This window comes from Janthinobacterium kumbetense (genome assembly GCF_023703445.1).
Classification (GTDB): domain Bacteria; phylum Pseudomonadota; class Gammaproteobacteria; order Burkholderiales; family Burkholderiaceae_D; genus Janthinobacterium; species Janthinobacterium kumbetense.
Window position 1 is genome coordinate 1,261,189 of sequence record NZ_JAMQGR010000001.1, and the last position, 14,800, is coordinate 1,275,988.

At 62.4% G+C, this 14,800-nt stretch carries 16 protein-coding genes; 8 read left to right on the plus strand and 8 right to left on the minus strand.

Annotation, left to right across the window (positions count from 1 at the left end; translation table 11 throughout):
* Positions 1-143 precede the first annotated feature (143 nt).
* Entirely contained in the window at positions 144-1,181 is a 1,038-nt protein-coding gene (locus NCG91_RS05650; protein ID WP_251348933.1) for a LacI family DNA-binding transcriptional regulator, read from the plus strand.
* Between the two features lie 167 nt (positions 1,182-1,348).
* Here the strand turns inward: NCG91_RS05650 and NCG91_RS05655 are convergent, their stop codons facing one another.
* Positions 1,349-1,768, minus strand: a complete 420-nt coding sequence (locus tag NCG91_RS05655; protein ID WP_034751100.1) for a YidB family protein — start codon at positions 1,766-1,768, stop codon at positions 1,349-1,351.
* A gap of 260 nt (positions 1,769-2,028) precedes the next feature.
* On the opposite strand from NCG91_RS05655, the gene NCG91_RS05660 reads away from it, so the two are divergent.
* The 3 genes from NCG91_RS05660 to NCG91_RS05670 all read left to right on the plus strand — a co-directional run bounded on the left by NCG91_RS05660 (position 2,029) and on the right by NCG91_RS05670 (position 3,620).
* Positions 2,029-2,241: a hypothetical protein gene (locus tag NCG91_RS05660; protein ID WP_034751103.1), complete on the plus strand. Its 213-nt coding sequence runs from the start codon at positions 2,029-2,031 to the stop codon at positions 2,239-2,241.
* A 109-nt stretch (positions 2,242-2,350) separates the two neighbouring features.
* On the plus strand, positions 2,351-3,058 hold the full coding sequence (locus tag NCG91_RS05665) for a hypothetical protein (RefSeq protein WP_251348934.1): 708 nt from the start codon (positions 2,351-2,353) through the stop codon (positions 3,056-3,058).
* Positions 3,059-3,146: 88 nt separating this feature from the next.
* Positions 3,147-3,620 carry a DUF6328 family protein gene (locus NCG91_RS05670; protein ID WP_251348935.1) on the plus strand — a complete coding sequence of 158 codons (474 nt, stop codon included), beginning with the start codon at positions 3,147-3,149 and terminating at the stop codon, positions 3,618-3,620.
* A 120-nt stretch (positions 3,621-3,740) separates the two neighbouring features.
* Here the strand turns inward: NCG91_RS05670 and NCG91_RS05675 are convergent, their stop codons facing one another.
* A complete protein-coding gene (locus tag NCG91_RS05675; RefSeq protein ID WP_251348936.1) occupies positions 3,741-4,643 on the minus strand; it encodes a LysR family transcriptional regulator in 903 nt (300 codons plus the stop codon).
* 102 nt (positions 4,644-4,745) lie between these two features.
* On the opposite strand from NCG91_RS05675, the gene NCG91_RS05680 reads away from it, so the two are divergent.
* From NCG91_RS05680 to NCG91_RS05690, 3 genes are all read left to right on the plus strand, one after another.
* Positions 4,746-5,762: an aldo/keto reductase gene (locus tag NCG91_RS05680; RefSeq protein WP_251348937.1), complete on the plus strand. Its 1,017-nt coding sequence runs from the start codon at positions 4,746-4,748 to the stop codon at positions 5,760-5,762.
* Between the two features lie 16 nt (positions 5,763-5,778).
* Positions 5,779-6,195 (plus strand): SRPBCC family protein, encoded by a 417-nt coding sequence (locus NCG91_RS05685; protein ID WP_251348938.1) that lies wholly within the window; start codon positions 5,779-5,781, stop codon positions 6,193-6,195.
* A gap of 294 nt (positions 6,196-6,489) precedes the next feature.
* Positions 6,490-7,707, plus strand: coding sequence for an MFS transporter (locus NCG91_RS05690; protein ID WP_083299622.1), 1,218 nt, complete (start codon positions 6,490-6,492; stop codon positions 7,705-7,707).
* Between the two features lie 49 nt (positions 7,708-7,756).
* Here the strand turns inward: NCG91_RS05690 and NCG91_RS05695 are convergent, their stop codons facing one another.
* The 6 genes from NCG91_RS05695 to NCG91_RS05720 form a co-directional block, all read right to left on the minus strand.
* Positions 7,757-8,455 carry an aspartate/glutamate racemase family protein gene (locus tag NCG91_RS05695; RefSeq protein ID WP_251348939.1) on the minus strand — a complete coding sequence of 233 codons (699 nt, stop codon included), beginning with the start codon at positions 8,453-8,455 and terminating at the stop codon, positions 7,757-7,759.
* A 67-nt stretch (positions 8,456-8,522) separates the two neighbouring features.
* Entirely contained in the window at positions 8,523-8,927 is a 405-nt protein-coding gene (locus tag NCG91_RS05700) for a hypothetical protein (protein ID WP_251348940.1), read from the minus strand.
* A gap of 20 nt (positions 8,928-8,947) precedes the next feature.
* Positions 8,948-9,469 carry a hypothetical protein gene (locus tag NCG91_RS05705; protein ID WP_251348941.1) on the minus strand — a complete coding sequence of 174 codons (522 nt, stop codon included), beginning with the start codon at positions 9,467-9,469 and terminating at the stop codon, positions 8,948-8,950.
* 360 nt (positions 9,470-9,829) lie between these two features.
* Positions 9,830-10,261 (minus strand): DUF8788 domain-containing protein, encoded by a 432-nt coding sequence (locus tag NCG91_RS05710; protein WP_494337254.1) that lies wholly within the window; start codon positions 10,259-10,261, stop codon positions 9,830-9,832.
* Between the two features lie 446 nt (positions 10,262-10,707).
* Positions 10,708-12,243, minus strand: coding sequence for a hybrid sensor histidine kinase/response regulator (locus NCG91_RS05715; RefSeq protein WP_251348943.1), 1,536 nt, complete (start codon positions 12,241-12,243; stop codon positions 10,708-10,710).
* An 11-nt stretch (positions 12,244-12,254) separates the two neighbouring features.
* On the minus strand, positions 12,255-13,085 hold the full coding sequence (locus tag NCG91_RS05720; RefSeq protein WP_251348944.1) for an alpha/beta fold hydrolase: 831 nt from the start codon (positions 13,083-13,085) through the stop codon (positions 12,255-12,257).
* 238 nt (positions 13,086-13,323) lie between these two features.
* Between NCG91_RS05720 and NCG91_RS05725 the strand changes: the two genes are divergently transcribed.
* Positions 13,324-14,583 (plus strand): PepSY-associated TM helix domain-containing protein, encoded by a 1,260-nt coding sequence (locus tag NCG91_RS05725; protein WP_251348945.1) that lies wholly within the window; start codon positions 13,324-13,326, stop codon positions 14,581-14,583.
* The last annotated feature ends 217 nt before the right edge of the window (positions 14,584-14,800 follow it).

The following is a 14,800-nucleotide window of genomic DNA, read 5'->3' on the forward strand; positions in this document are numbered from 1 at the left end:
TGCCCGCCCAGGCCGCCACAAGCGGCCGGGCCTGCAGGAATACTTTGAGACAGGTTGCTTGCCAGACCAATATGCGAAAAAAGAATACTGTAGCCCGGACACCCAGCACCGCCAGCCGCGCCATACCCGGCGCCGGACGGCGCGTGACCTCGTATGACGTGGCCTTGCTGGCCGGCGTGTCGCAATCGGCCGTGTCGCGCTGCTTCAAGCCGGGCGCCAGCATCTCGCAAGCCACCCACGCCAAGGTCATGCAGGCCGCCATCAGCCTCGACTACATCCCCAACGCGGCCGCGCGCAGCCTGATCACGCGCCGCTCGAACCTGGTGGCCGTCATCATTTCCAACCTGGCCAATCTGTACTATCCGCAAGTATTGTCCGACCTGAGCCAGCACATCGCCCGCCAGGGCAAGCGCCTGTTATTGTTTACCCTGGAGCGCGAAGCGGATATCGGCAAGGTCCTCAGCGATGTGTGGCAATACCAGGTCGACGGCGCCGTCGTGGCCGCCTGCCTGTCGGACGAGCAGATGGCCGAATTCGGCCGGCGCGACGTGCCCCTGGTGCTGTTCAACCGCAGCCCGCGCGAACACGCCGTGCATGCCGTGCTGTGCGACCAGGGCGAAGCGGCGCGCCTGCTCGTCTCGCGCCTGGCCGAAGCGGGCCACCGCCAGTTCGCCATCATCGACGGCCCCGGCGATTCGGCCGTCGCGCAGGAACGCAAGGCCGGCATGCTGGATCGCTTGCTGACCCTGGGCTTGCCCGCGCCCATCGTCGTCAGCGGCAACTATGACTACGCCAGCGGCGGACGGGGCTTGCGCAAGGTCATAGACCGCCTGGGCCGCGTGCCGGATGCCGTCATTTGCGGCAACGACATCATGGCCATCGGCTGCCTGGACACGGCGCGCCACCAGATGGGCATCCAGGTGCCGCTGCAAATGTCGGTGGCCGGCTTCGACGCGCTGGAAGCGTCCGGCTGGCTCAGCTACGACATCACCACCCTGCGCCAGCCCGTGCAAAAGATGGCCGCCGATGCCGTCGCCATGCTGGGCGAGCTGATGGAACGGCGCGGCGGCAGCGCCGAGCGGAGACGGTATTGCTCGTATCTGGTGGAAGGGAGTACGGCCAGACTGACCAGCGAACCGGCGTATATGGCGCAGCGCCTGGGAATAATGGCCGCCGCCTGAAAAACGCCCGTGGCGTTGTTGCCGGCCCCTCGCCGTACTCGCGTACTGTCTTCGGGGCGGCGCCTAGCCACAGGCGCTTTTCCGACGTTAACTCTGATCCCCCAGAAACCTTGCACATAAAAAAACCTCGCATCGCTGCGAGGTTTTTCATTTGCAAGACCAGGGAATCAACCGAAGATCTTGCCCTTGAGCATATTCAAGCCCTGGCTGACGAGGTCGTTGCCTTCCGGCACCTGACCGTCCGGGGTCAGCTTGTCGATCAGCTGGGGCAGCAAGGCTGCCAGGCCGCCCGAGGCCGCGTCCGGGGCGACGCCCGCTTTTTCAGCGATCTGGGTGATAGTGTCGCTGCCCAGCGCATCCTTGATCTGTTCGCCGGAGACGGGCGCATTGGCGCCCGTGCCGATCCAGCTGGCCACCTGGTCGCCCAGGCCGCTTTCCTGGAATTTCTGCAGCAGGCCGGGCAAGCCGCCATGCTGGTTGACCAGGTCCATCACGCTGGCCATCAATCCCGATGGGGCTTCCCCGTCAGCACTTTTATTGCCCAAAGCGCTCATCGCCTGTCCTGCAAGTTGATCTAGCAAACTCATCGTATTCTCCTGAACGCTATCGATTGGTGCCGCGTGACCGCGGTGTCCGGCATGGCGCAGACCATTCTCCGCCATGGAAATCATTATACTATGAATAATAACAGTGACATAATTACAATCTCAAGGCGAACGCACAGACGGCCTCACTGTCGAGGCGCCCACCTCCATCATATTTAGTTCGGCACAACTTGCAAGCGTAAATTGACGGTTCGCAAAAACGTGTAGAATTAATTTTCCCACTTACTGAGGAGTATCAACACATGAACATCAATAAAGCGGTAGACAAGGCTTACGAAAAAAAGACGTTCAAGGAAATCGCTGATGCACCCGTCGATGCGCTGCAAGGCGTGAGCGAGAAGGATGCGGAGCTGCTCAAGCAGGCATTCAATATCAAGACCGTGCGCGACCTGGCAAACCTGAAATACTCGAAGTGGGCGCGCGCCATCGTCACCCTGGCCGATACGGAAGAATAGACCGGGCCATGCCTCAGGCATCCCCGTCAGCACAGCCCGCCCCAACCGGCGGGTTTTTTGCTTCCGGCCAGCGGGCGGCTGGCAAGCCGATAGCCGCGCGGAGGCGCCATTGGCCACGCCGCTGACCCTGCCCGGCATCTGCTGGCCCCTGCACGCGAGCACGGGCCATCTTGCCGTCACCACGTCCCACATCACGGGCCACTTTCGGGCCGGCGCGGGACTGGACGCCATCATCGTGTGCGATTTGCTGCCCACTGGAAAATTTCGCAATGGCGCGGCACGCCACTGGTGCCGCACGCACCAGTGCTACTGGGGCACGCAAGCCGACCTGGCCGCCTGCCCGTCCGCGCAACCCATGCAGTGCCGCCAGCACGCCAGCCCCATGGGCTATGTGCTGTATCCGGAATTGTTCGACCCCACGCAATTCCACGCCAGCACCCTGCGCCTGGGCAATGATGGCCTGCTGCAACTGCGCGCCCGGGCCAATGACGGCGGCGCCCTGTTCAGCCGCGACCTGCCAGCCCTGACCATCGACTGCCGCGCCCTGCCCGGCCTGTTTCCTCCCGACATAGTGCAACTGAATATCACGCCGCCCGCCGCGCAGGCGTTCGCCGCCGCCTTGCAGGCTGGCGCGCCACCGGGCTGCAGCGACTGCGCCCGCTGCGGCCACCCGCACCTGGACCTGGGCGACTTCGCCCTGGCTCCGCACCGGCGCCACAGTTGCGGCCATTGCGGCCACGACGCCTCGCACAGTCCCACGGCCATCGTCTCGACGCCCTTGTGGCGGCTGCGCCAACGCTACCCGCACTGGTTCTGACGCAATGCTTCCGAAGGTGCGCCCGCCCACAGTCGGCCTGGCCGCTTGTGCGTAGACTGGCCCCATCGCCACCAACAGGAATAGCGCCATGCCGCACACCCCGCCACATGACGACAATAATCAGCCAGGCGAGGAAGGCGACTTGTCCGACCTGCTCAGCGAATTGCGCATCCTCTTGCCGGGCGCGCAGATGCTGACGGCCTTCCTCATCATCCTGCCCTTCAACGGCGGCTTCGCGAAGATCGTGCAGGCGGAAAAAATCGTCTTCCTGCTGACGTTTTTCCTGTCCATGACCAGCCTGGTGCTGCTCAGCGCGCCAGCCATCCAGCACCGCGTGATGCGCCCCCTGCAAGACCGCGAACGCTTCAAGCGCGTGGCCGACCGCATCATGATGTGCGGCGCCTTTTCGCTGGCGCTGGCGTTCATCCTCGGCACCAATCTGGTGATGTCGGAAGTGTTCGGCCACGTCGCCGGCATCGTCGCCTGCGTGCTGATGGGCTCGCTCATCGTCTGCATGTGGTGGTGGCTGCCCCTGCACCTGAAGCGCGCCAGGAAAATCTAGAACACCTAACCAAACCTACTGCGCGTCGCGATTTGCGGCCTCCGATGCTCACTGTGCTCAAGCACAGCTCCGCTTCTCAGCCACAACTCATCCCGCTCGCTACGGTTTTGTTAGGTGTTGCTAAGCGGCCACGCCCGCCTGCTGCAGCAAGGTTGCCCGGAAAATCCCCACCAGCGGACGCAGATTGACCTTGTGCCAGGCCAGCCACAATGGAGTGCGGTAGCTGAACCACGGCAATTCCCTCACGACGACGCCGGCCGGCGCGTGCTGGCGCAGGCTGTGCTGGATCATGGCCATGCCCAGTCCGGCCGCCACCAGGCCCAGCGCCGTCAGCGGTTCCGTTGCTTCCATGCGGATGTCCGGCGTAAAACCGGCGCGCGCGCAGGCGGCGATGAAGTTATCGTGTTTCAGCACGCTTTCCTTGTGCAGCACGGCGATCCACTCCTGGCCCGCCAGGTCGTCCGGGGTCAGCTGGGCCTTGGCCGCCAGCGGATGCGTCGCGGGCAAGGCCAGCAGCATGGGGTCGCTCAGCACTTGCGCGCAATCGAGGTCCGGGTCGTTCGGCAGCGGCGGCTCGCACAGCAGCGCGATATCGAGGCTGCGCTGGCGCAAGCCCTCGATCTGCTCGGCCGAATGCAGGTTGTACAGGGCCACGTGCACTTGCGGCCGCGTGGCGCGCAAGGCGCGCAGCCCCTCCGGCAAGACGCCCGCATGCATGGCGTTTTCGATGTAGCCTATGCACAGGCCGCCCTCGTCGCCGCGCCCCAGGCGTTTCGCAAGCGCTTCCAGGCGGTTCCCGTGGGTAATGAACGCGCGCGCTTCGGCCAGGAAGGTGTGGCCGTCGCGCGTCAGGCGGATGCGCTGGGCGCTGCGCTCGAACAGGGTCAGGCCCAGCCGGTCTTCGAGCTGGGCGATCTGCCGGCTCAGCGGCGACTGGGAAATATGCAGGCGCTCGGCGGCCCGTCCCACGTGTTCTTCCTCGGCGACGGCGATGAAGTATTGCAATTGGCGTATGTCCAGCATGTCAGACCTTTCAGGACTCAAGTTGCGCCAATTATGTCTTGGACAGGCTTAACTTGTCCAGCTATTCTGTCTGCACTGACTCACTCATTGAAGGAAAACAGCATGACAATCAAACACTTACTGACAGGCAAACTGGGTTTCGGCACGGCGCCGCTGGGCAATATGTTCCGCAACATTCCGGAACAGGAAGCGCTGGCGACCGTCGATGCGGCCTGGGAATCGGGCATCCGCTACTTCGACACGGCCCCGTTCTACGGCGCCGGCCTGGCCGAGCTGCGCCTGGGCGCCGCCCTGAAGCAGCGCCGCCGCGACGATTACGTGCTGAGCACCAAGGTCGGCCGGCTGATCCTCGACGAACTGGAAGACCCCGCCGCCCGCGAACTGGGCGAAAAAGGGGGATTGTTCGAATTTGGCCGCAAGAACAAGATCGTCGATGACTACTCGGCCGACGCCACCCTGCGTTCGATCGAAGACAGTTTGAAACGCCTGGATACGGACCGCCTCGATATCGTCTGGGTGCACGACATCGCCCAGGATTTCCACGGCGACAACTGGCTGGCGCAATTCGAGATTGCCCGCACGGGCGCCTTCCGCTTGCTGACCCGCTTGCGCGAAGAAGGCGTCATCAAGGCCTGGGGCGTGGGCGTGAACAAGGTGGAACCGCTGGAACTGACCCTGGACCTGGCCGAAGCCCAGCCGGACGCCTTCTTGCTGGCCGGCCGCTACACCCTGCTCGACCATGAACGTGCGCTGCAGCGCCTGATGCCGGCCGCGGCAAAACAGAACGTCGACATCGTCGTGGGCGGCCCCTACAGTTCGGGCATCCTGGCCGGCGGCGCGCACTTCGAATACCAGAAGGCTTCGCCCGAAATCATTGCCAAAGTAGAACGCATCAAGGCCATTGCCGTGCGCCACGGCGTCAGCGTCAAGGCTGCCGCCCTGCAATTTTCCTTGGCCAATCCTGCCGTGGCTGCCGTGATCCCCGGCGCCAGCCGTCCGGAACGCCTGGCCGAAGACCAGCAAGCGCTACACGCCGTCATCCCCGCCGCCTTCTGGCACGACATGCGCGCCGAGCAACTCGTGTCGCCATTCGCCCCGCTGCCTACTGGCGCCAACTGATAGATAAGGAATGCATATGGCACACACCACCACCTCGATCGACATCGCCGCCACGCCGGCGCAAGTATGGCAACTGATCGGCGGCTTCAACTCCCTGCCCGACTGGCTGCCCTATATTCCCAGCAGCACCTTGAGCGCAGGGGGCCGCATCCGCCACCTGGCCAACCCGGCAGGCGACGTCATCGTCGAGCAACTGGAAGCGTACGACAACACGGCCCGCAGCTACAGCTATTCCATCCTGCAGGCGCCGTTTCCCGCCACCGATTACCTGTCGACCCTGCAAGTGGAACCACTTGCCGGCAGCGATGGCGCGCGGGTCACCTGGTCGGGCCGCTTCACGCCCGTGGGCGTGAGCGAGCAGGAAGTGACGGACCTGTTCCACGGCATCTACGTGGCGGGCCTGGAAGCGCTGCAGCAATCGTTAGCGAAGTAATACGCAAGGAAGACCATTTCCGCCACAGCCAGGCTTTCTTCGCTCTCCCTGTGGCGGAATCGCGCCGATTCCGTGTTATCGTTAACAACAAGAGCAAACGCTGTTGTGTGCAGTGCAGCAGATTTTAGCCGGCGCCCTGCAGAGCTTGCCCGAATCTCTTACAATGTTGTCTTTGGGCAGCTCTTCTAGCCCGAAAATACCGGCCATCCGTCGACTCTGGTGGCGCATTGCCACCTCCGGCTGGGCCACTGCGCGCCCCTCCGCCCTGTCATTCTTTACCCAACTAACAAGAACATGCACGCCTCCGTAGATCCCCTGATTCCGCGCGTCACCGCGCCTTTTGGCGCTGGATACGCCGACCTGGCCCTGGCCATCGGCGGCCTCGCCATCGGCACGGGCGAGTTCGCCTCCATGAGCATCCTGCCCGTGGTGGCCGACGACCTGGGCACGACCCTGCCGCAGATGAGCCACATGATCAGCGCCTACGCGCTGGGCGTGGTCATCGGCGCGCCCCTGATCACCATCTTCCTGGCGCGCATGCCGCGCCGATTGATGCTGATCTGTCTGATGCTGATGTTCGCTGGCGGCAACTTGCTCAGCGCCATCGCGCCCAACTACGGCTTGCTGGTGGTGGCCCGCTTCGTGGCCGGCATCCCGCACGGCGCCTACTTTGGCGTGGCGGCGCTGGTGGCGGCCGCGCTGGCCGAACCGGACCGGCGCGGCCAGGCCGTGGCCCGTGTCCTGATGGGCTTGACCGTGGCGAATATCTTCGGCGTGCCGCTGGCAACCTACATCGGCCAGACCCTGGGCTGGCGCTCGGCCTTCTTGCTGGTCGCCGCGCTGGGCCTGCTGACCATGCTGATGGTGCGCATCTTCGTGCCCATGGTGGCCGCCGGCGATTCCAGCCCGCGCCGCGAACTGGGCGTGTTCCGCCGCCTGCAAGTGTGGCTGACCCTGCTGATGGTGGCGATCGGCTTCGGCGGCATGTTCGCCGTCTACACGTTTATTACGCCAACCCTGCTGGAAGTGACGAAAGTGTCGCCGCTGGTCATTTCCATCTTGCTGGCCATCATCGGTATCGGCATGACGGTGGGTAATCTGATCGGCGGCTGGCTGGCCGACCGCTCGCGCCTGTGGACCATCTTCGGCGTGCTGCTGTGGAACGTGGCCGCGCTGGCCGCCTTTACTTATACCAGCAGCAATGTCTGGTTGACGGCGATCAACCTGTTCGCCATCGGCGCCGGCATCGCCGTCGCCCCGGCAGTGCAGACGCGCTTGATGGACGTGGCCGGCGACGCGCAAACCGTGGCGGCCGCCCTCAACCATTCCGCCTTCAACATCGCCAACGCCCTGGGCGCCTGGGCCGGCGGCATCGCCATCGCCATGGGCATGGGTTTGCGCTCGACGGGCTGGGTGGGCGCCATGCTGGCCTGCGGCGGCATCGTCGTGCTCGGCATCTCCGTGCTGGTGGAAAACCGCAGCCGGAATGTGAGCGGCGCGCAGCCGGCTTGATGCTGACGAGAGCGGCATCCTGCCCAGGCAGCCGCTCTGTTGCCAGCGCTTAATCTTCGATGGCAAACGCCACCGCCGCCTCGCAATGAATGGCCGTGGTATTAAATAGCGGCAAGTCCACATCGCCCTGCTGGATCAGCAGCGGTATCTCCGTACATCCCAAAATCACGCCCTGCACGCCTTGCCGCCGCAGTTTTTCGATGATGGCGAGGAAAATTTTCCGGCTGGCGTCGGTAAAGATATTCTGCACCAGTTCCGTATAGATCAGGTCGTGCAGGATGTCCTGGTCGGCCGCATCGGGTGTCACCGTGGCAATGCCGCGCTGCTCCAGCGCATCGTGATAAAAGCGGCCCGCCATCGTCTGCTTGACGCCAAGCAAACCCACCTTGCGTATGCCCGACTGCTGCACCCGCTTTGCCGTTTCCTCGACGATACTGATAAAAGGCAAGCCGATGCGCGGCACGACGGCCGGCGCGAAACGGTGCGCGCCATTCGCGCACAGCAGGAAGAAGTCCGCGCCCATGTCTCGCAGGCGCTGCCCTTCCCCGACGAGGAATTGCTCAATGGCATGGGAATCGGGCTGAGATGCGTGCGCGACGAAATCGGCCTGGTCCATGCTGACCAGCAGGATGCGCGCGCTGTGCGCAGGCCCGATGCGCGCCACCAGCATTTCATTGATGAGCCGGTAGTACTCGAGGGTCGAAGCCCAGCCGATGCCGCCAAGTAAACCGATAGTCTTGTTTTGCACATTATTCCCTGCGAAAAGAATTGCGCAAATTATACGATAGCGGCCGCCCGCCACGCGCATGCCGACCTTAGGCGTCGATCCACGCAAACAGCGCCTTGTCCGGCGTGGCGGATTGATGCCAGATCGATTGCAACTCCATCAGAAATCCGGCCAGATCGAAGGGATTGACATCCAGCCCGGCCCATGGCGCCGTCTGCGCCCATGCCACCGCGATATCGGCCAAGTCGTCGGCCGTCAGCCGCTCGAGAGCCTGCCCCATGGCATGCGCAAACACGTAAAGCTCACGCCCCGGGATAGACACGGGCCTGATGGCAGGCGCTGCCGAATGGGTCAGCAATTGCCCCAGCGACGCAAAATCCAGTTCGCCGGGCAAGGCAATACCCGTGACGGGAAAGGAGTCGAAGGCATCCTGCCAGCTGGCACATGCGCGCATCTCGGCGTCGGAACAGACAAAAATATCGATTTTTTTCATATTGCAGCCATTTGGCACAATCAAACGCTTGCCGCATCATGTTGGCTGGATGCCTCGCGGCTGTATTCGCGCTCGAACGCGGCCAGGCTATCCGCCTGCGCCCACAGGCTGGCGATATAGCGGAATTCATCCTCGAATGGCTGCTCGAAATCGGCTACATCCGTCGCATACTCGCAATTGCGGCTCAGCATGACCAGCCAGTCGGGATAATCGAGCGCCGGGTACAGGCGGGTAAAGATGGCGTCGAGCGACGCTGCGCTTTCCCGGCCCGCCAGGTAGGCGGCGCGCAGTTCGACGATGTATTTTCCGGCCAGGAATTGTTCACTGAGCCGCTGCGTTCCCCGGTAGCGCGCGATGATCACCTCGGCCAGCGGCAGCACCTCGTCGCGGCCCCGGGCGCTGGCCAGCAGCACGACTTCCAGGTCGTCGCCTTCCTGGTCGAGGCGCAAACGCTCCACGGCCCAGTCCACGCAGCGGTCCGCCCGGCCATCGCCATGGCGCAGCTGAAAGCATTCCAGCTCAAGTTCCGTCAATTGTTCCATTGTTATTTTTCCCGTGCGCATAAATGGATGTCAATGCACATAATGATTCGACTCCGGCCCGGCCAATTGCCATAAACGGCGAACGGTGCCCGGCACGCGGAACGAAGAGTATGGCGGGCATATTATACGACGGACAGTGGAAAGCCCGTACCGGATAATGAGCGGGAGGAATGGGAACGCTTCGATAAAAAAGAGAGGGAGGAGCGATTAATTACACTGCCGCATAGCGGGGAATTTATTCGGGACAGGAAAAAAACGATTCACAAAAATGGAAAATCCAGGTTTATCTGGAAAGTATTTATTTAAAGAAACATCAAAACAGGCCATGCGCGCGGCATGCCGAACATGGCCCTTGCCCGATTATTGCGGATTCGACGCCACGATGAATGGATCGAAGGTCAGCAGAGTATTGCCCGCCAACAACAAGGTTATCGTATATTGCACATTGCTGCCTTTGGCATTGACGCGGCCACCCCATACGGTGCTGTCATATTGCGGGTAAGGCGCCGGATTGATCATGCCGCTGGTGATGGCGGTGCCATCGAAGTTGTGGATGGAAACTTGTTCGGCCGGGTCCAGCGAGCTCACGTTCCAGACGATGGTGTCGCCGTTCTTGCACGTTGTCACCAGTTCATTGCCGCCTTCGTTGCCATTGCCCGAGTAGCCGGTCGTATCGACCATGAAGACGTACTTGCTCAGATTTTTTTGTGCCACTGCCTGACCAACATTGACCGCTACCAGTACATTAATTGTTGCCATGATTTTACCCCTATTTGGAATGGAATTAAACATTACAACTATCCTTTGTGCGATGAAATAATGAAGACCCATTCAGGTTTCCGGCAGCGCTCGCGGCGTAATCGGATTCCATCACTGGTGCATAAAAATACGCGAAATGTATCAATTAAAAATACACAAAATATATCAATAAATCACCAAATCTATCGATAAGATAATACGCCTGATGACCAATGATGTTTTTTTACCCTCATTACCGCAACCACGAAGTGAGGATATTTCGTTTATTTTCGCAAGTCAAATTATTTTTAATAATATTTAGAATCTATCCATTAATAACATTTAATTTTTAAATGAAATTTCTTTTATTTATAACATTGAAATTCCGTGTTTGATTTACCGCAAACAATAGAGGTATATCAACGGAAACAGATAATGAAAAGAAAGAAAACAGGGGATGTGATGGGCGCCGCAGGCGGGCAGGATGGCGCTACGGCAACTCAGCTCGTTTGCAGCATCTTCTGCAGCACCGCATCGAGCTCATAAAAATCCACGGGCTTGGTCAGATGTAAATCAAAGCCCGCGTCGGATGCCATCTGGCGGTCCTTGTCCTGGCCCCAGCCCGTGACGGCCACGAGGATGGCGTCCTTGCCGCAGAGCTCACTGCGCAACAGCCGCGCCACGTCGTAGCCATTCATGTGCGGCAAGCCGATGTCGAGCAAGATCACTTGCGGCATGAAAACTTGCGCCGCCGCCATGCCCGCCGCGCCGTCGTAGGCCGTGCGCACGTCATAGCCGAGGATGTCGAGCGCCAGCGCCAGGCTCTCGGCCGCGTCGGCGCTGTCGTCGATCACCAGTACCTTGCCTTCGCGCGTGCCGGCCAGCAGGCGGCGGTTGGGTTCGGGCGGCGCCTGCAAGGGTACGGCGGGCAGCGGCAGGCGCAAGGCGAAGGTGCTGCCCTGCCCCACGCCATCGCTGTGCGCGATGATGCTGCCGCCATGCAACTCGGCCAGGCCGCGCACGAGCGACAGGCCGATGCCCAGGCCGCCTTGGGCCCGCGACAGGGCCGGTTCCAGCTGCGAAAACAGGTCGAATACCGTGTCCAGGTGCTCGGGCGCGATGCCGATGCCCGAATCGCGCACGCTGATGTGCACGTCGTTGTCCGTGCATGCCACTTCCAGCCCGATGACGCCGTTGGCGGGCGTATACTTGATGGCGTTCGTCAGCAGGTTGGCGATCATCTGCCCCAGGCGCGTGGCGTCGGCGTCGAGCCAGATGGCTTGCGGCCATTGTTCCACGAGCACCTTGTGGCCGGATTGCACCGCCAGCTCCGCCACGCTGTGCAGGGCCGCCTCCACCACGGGCGCCAGTTCCACGCTGGCGCGGCGCAGTTCCAAACGCCCCTGCGTGATGCGCGACACTTCCATCAAATCGTCGACCAGGTGCGTCATGTGCCCCACTTGCCGGCCCAGCACGTCGCGTGCCCAGCGCAGCTGCGGGTCGTCCAGTTGCGCCAGGCGCAACACTTCCAGCACATTGCGCATGGGCGCCAGCGGATTGCGCAGCTCGTGCGCCAGGGTCGCCAGGAACTCGTCCTTGCGCCGATCGGCGGCCGCCAGCTGCTCGTTGAGCTCGCCAGCCTCCTTGCGCGCCAGCTGCAACTGCTGTTCATACTTGCGCCGGTCGCTGGCGACAAAGACGGCGATCTCGTCATAACGCACGCCATCATGTTCGCGGCGCACGGCATTGAACAGCATGGGGATGGACTGCCCCTGGCGCTGGCGCATGTCGAGCAGGATTTCCGACACGCTGCCCTGCACCTGCATCAGCGGCAGCCAATGCGTCTGGTGGAATACGCGCCCGCCGATGGTCAGCAAGTCCTGCAGTTTCTTTTTCCCGAGCAACTCCCCGGCGCCATAGCCGAGCCAGCCGCAAAAGGTGGCGTTCGCCTGCACGATGGTGCCGTCGGCCGTGCACAGCAGCAAGCCGCAAGCTGCGTGCTGGAACAGGGTAGCGGCGTCAGGCAAGGAAGGCATCGTGTCGCGCATTACAGGTGTTGGCCGTCGAGAAAGTGGCGGATGGCGCGGTAGCTGGCGTCGGGCACGCTCATGTGCGGACAATGGCCCACGTTTTCGAGCACGTGCAGGCTGCTGTGCGGCAACATTTCACGCAAGTACACACCCACGCAAGGTGGCGCGATGAAGTCGTCGCTGCATTGCACAATCAGGGCCGGCGTGCTGTTCTGCGGCAAGACGGCGCGGTGGTCGGACAAGAACGTGGCTTGCGCGAAATGCCGGGCGATGACGGGGTCGGTGCGGCAAAAACTGTTCGCCAGGTCTTGCCCCAGCGCCGGCTGCCCTGGCGCGCCCATGATGGCAGGCGCCATGCCGGCGGACCAGCCCAGGTAATTGCTGTCCATGGCATCGAGCAAGTCGTCGATATCGGCACGGCTGAAGCCGCCCCGATAGCCGGCCGCCGCATCGTCGACATAGCACGGCGACGGCGCCAGCATGACTTGCGCGGCGAACAGCTCCGGCTCGGCGATGCTGGCCAGCAAGGCGCTCATGGCGCTGACGGAATGGCCGATGCAAATGACGGGGCCGCCGCCGACGGCATGGATGACCTGGCGCAAATCGGCGCCATGCGCGTCGAGCCGCGCGTAGCTATCGAAATCATAGGCACTGAGGTCGGAAGCGCCGCTGCCGACCAGGTCGAACAGCACGGTGCGGTAGCGCGCACGAAACAGCGGCTCCAGGTAACGCCACATGGTCTGGTCGCAGCCAAAGCCATGCATGAACACCATGGTGGCAGCCGCGCCCGCCTGCGGCGCACCGTTGCATTCGCGAATGCGGACATTGTTCCGGTCTTCTATGCGCATGCCGCCTCAGCCTTGAATATTTCCATGTGGAATGTAAATTAACTTCTTGCTAGCATCTTAGCATGCGCCATTTGACCCTAGGCAACACCATTGGCGCTGGACAAACGCCACGCCACGGCGGATAATGAGAACGATTCCCATTATCAAAATAGCAGGCGTGTGCCTGGCTTTTCCCTGTGCGCCCCCGTGGCGCCTGCTGGCGGCAACAAGCCGGTTTTATGTTAAAGGTTTGTACCGCATGCGCGCTTTCTGGACTGTCATACACCGCTGGGCCGGCCTGACCATCGCCCTCTTTCTCATCGTCGCGGGCCTCACGGGCGCCGTCACGTCGTGGGACCACGAACTGGACGAATGGCTCAACGCCGACATCATGGACACGCCGGGCCGCGGCCCCCTGCAGCCGCCGTTTGTGCTGGCGCAAAAAGTCGCCGCCGCCGACCCGCGCGTGGAAGTCAATTACATGACCCTGGGCCTGGAAGAAGGCCATGCGGCCGCCTTCATGGTGCGTCCGTTGACGGACCCGGCCACGAACAAGCCGTTCGTGCTCGACTACAACACCGTCTACATCGACCCCGTCACGGCGCAGATCACGGGCACGCGCGATTCAACGGCCATTTCCCTGTCGCGCCGCAGCCTGATGCCGTTCCTGCGCCACCTGCATTACAGCCTGCACGTGCCCGCCTTCTGGGGCACGGACCGCTGGGGTTACTGGCTGATGGGGACGGTGGCCCTGGTGTGGCTGCTCGACAGCATGGTGGCGTTTTATCTGACCACGCCGCGCCGTTTGCGCCCGCGCGCGCAGGACGAGGCACCGCGCCACCGCGACGCCGCCAGCTGGTGGCAGCGCTGGAAACCGTCGTGGGTGCTGCGCTGGGCGGCCGGCGGCTACAAGCTCAATTTCGATCTGCACCGCGCGGGCGGACTGTGGGTATGGCCCGTCATCATCGTCGTCGCGTTTACCTCGTTTTCGCTGAACCTGTACCGCGAAGTGTTTTATCCCGTCATGTCGCTCGTGTCCACCACCACGCCGGGACCGTACGAAACGCAGGTGCCGGCGCCCTATGGCACGTATATCACGCCAGCAATCGGCTTCGAGCAGGCCGTGGAGATTGCCAAAAAGCAAGCCGCGCAGCGCGGCATCACGGCGCCCATCGGCGGCATTTATTATGGCGGCAATTATTCGTTCTACAACGTCTCGTTCTTCGACCCGGCCGACGAATTCGGCGCGGCCGGCATGGGCCTGTCGAACCTGTATGTCGACGGCATGGACGGCAGCATCATCGGCCAGCACAAGCCGTGGGAAGGCACGGCCGCCGACGTCTTCGTGCAACTGCAATTCCCCCTGCACTCGGGCCGCATCCTCGGCTTGCCGGGACGCATACTGATGTCCTGCATGGGCCTGATGGTGGCCATGCTGTCGGTGACGGGCATCGTCATCTGGGAAAGAAAACGGCGCGCGCGCCGACTGCAGGCGAAAAAGCCAGCGAACTTCACCTGAAGCAGCGACTCCATCACGGCGCAGGCGGACCAATGCAGTCTGCGCCGCACACCTTGCCAGCGGCCTGATCACGCGCAACGCGCAAGGCCAGCACACCTCCCCCCTTTACAACCCAGTAGCCGGCACATGCCGGCTGCCTGCGCTGCGCAGCTTCCGTGCGCCAGTCCGCCGATGCCATCAAATGCAGTTTACTTGCAATAGCATTGGGCGCAAGCTA